Origin of the sequence: Micromonospora marina, from assembly GCF_900091565.1 — a bacterium.
GTDB classification, from domain to species: Bacteria; Actinomycetota; Actinomycetes; order Mycobacteriales; family Micromonosporaceae; genus Micromonospora; species Micromonospora marina.
Genome location: NZ_FMCV01000066.1, coordinates 1 through 1,650, shown reverse-complemented (window position 1 = coordinate 1,650; position 1,650 = coordinate 1). Strand labels below are relative to the sequence as shown.

Annotated in this window: 1 protein-coding gene; it reads left to right on the top strand. The window is 70.8% G+C overall.

Annotated features, from left to right (window positions below; genetic code table 11):
* The first annotated feature begins 117 nt into the window (after positions 1-117).
* Positions 118-1,437 carry an IS4 family transposase gene (locus GA0070215_RS27770; RefSeq protein WP_091051791.1) on the top strand — a complete coding sequence of 440 codons (1,320 nt, stop codon included), beginning with the start codon at positions 118-120 and terminating at the stop codon, positions 1,435-1,437.
* Positions 1,438-1,650: the final 213 nt, after the last annotated feature.

The following is a 1,650-nucleotide window of genomic DNA, read 5'->3' as shown; positions in this document are numbered from 1 at the left end:
CAATGCTGCGTAGCTTAAGTTGATCTTGGGGTGTGGTCTGCGGTTGTGTGGATGCTGTCGGGTGGTGCGGCGTGGCGGGCTGCGGGCCGACGGGGTTGGCTGTTCTGATTCCGGGTCATGTCGGTGGATGCGGTGGTGCGGCCGGACCAGGTCACGCTCGGGGTGTTGATCTCGCGGGTGTCGCGGGAGGAGGTCGACGCCGCGGTCGAGGTGTGTGGGGTGCGGGAGCGGCGGTCGGACGGGAAGTTGCCGGCGCATGTGGCCGTGTATCTGACGTTGGGGCTGGCGTTGTTCCCCGATGATGACTACACCGAGGTGGCGGCCCGGGTCACGGGGTCGTTGGACCGGTTCGGGTGTTGGGACGCGGGGTGGAGCGTGCCGACGTCGAGCGCGATCACCCAGGCGCGGAAACGGTTGGGCCGTCGGGTGTTCGACGAGGTGTTCGCGCGCACGTGCGGGCCGGTCGCGGGCGGGTCGGGCCCGACCGCGTCGGTGGCCGCGTTGGGCACCGCGCGGGGGTCGTTCCTGCGCCGGTGGCGGCTGCTGGCGATCGACGGGTTCACCGTCGACGTGCCCGACAGCGCCGCGAACGCGGCCGAGTTCGGCTACGCCGGGTCCGGGGAGAACCGGTCGGCGTACCCGAAGGCACGGGTCGTGGCCCTCGCGGAGTGCGGCACCCACGCCTTCGTCGCCGCCGAGATCGACGCCTACACGGTGGGTGAGAAGACCCTCGCGCAGCGGCTGTACCCGCGGTTACGCGGTGACGAGCTGCTCGTCGCGGACCGGGGGTTCCACTCCTGGCAGGCGTGGGACACCGCCGTCGCGTCCGGTGCGGCGCTGGTGTGGCGGGCACCGACCCAGCTCGACCTGCCGGTCGCGCGGGTACTGCCCGACGGCACCTGGATCACCGTCCTGATCAGGCCGACGGTCCGGGGTGCCCGGCGGGATCGGCTCCTCGCGGCCGCCCGCGCCGGGGCCGACCTGACCGACGTCGACACCGTTCCCGACGCGTTCGACAAGCAGGGCCTGCCGGTCGTCCACCTCGCCAGGGTGGTCGAGTACACCGTGCCCGACCGGGTCGGTAACGGCGCCGGCGAGGTCGTCACCCTGATCACCAGCATCGTCGACCCCCACGACGCCCGCGCCGACGAACTCGCCGCCGCGTACCACGAGCGCTGGGAGGAGGAAACCGGCAACGACCAGCTCAAGACCCACCTCCGTGGCCCCGGCCGGGTGCTGCGTTCCCGCCTGCCGGACCTGGTCCATCAGGAGATCCGGGCCTACCTGATCGTCCACCACGCGATCACCGCGCTGATCGCCGAGGCGTCAGCCGCCGCCGACATCGACCCCGACCGGGTCTCGTTCACCAGGGTCCTGCGCCTGATCCGCCGCACCGCCACCGGTACGGCGGACATTCCCCCCTCAGGACTGGACTGACCAGCTACCGGTCCACCTGACCCGGATCGCCGATCTCCTGATTCCCGAACGCAGGGAACGCACCTGCCCCCGAGCGGTCAAACGAGCCCGCCACAACCAGTACCGGGTCAAGAAACCCGACGAACCGGCCAGCATCCGCCACGACCGGCCACCGACCATCCACATCTACCGGGTCCAGCCACCGCCAAGATCAACTTAGGCTACGTGGCATTG

Bases quoted from the DNA above. Each gene is read 5' to 3' on its own strand.
- GA0070215_RS27770 (WP_091051791.1), top strand. From the start codon at position 118: ATGTCGGTGGATGCGGTGGTGCGGCCGGACCAGGTCACGCTCGGGGTG.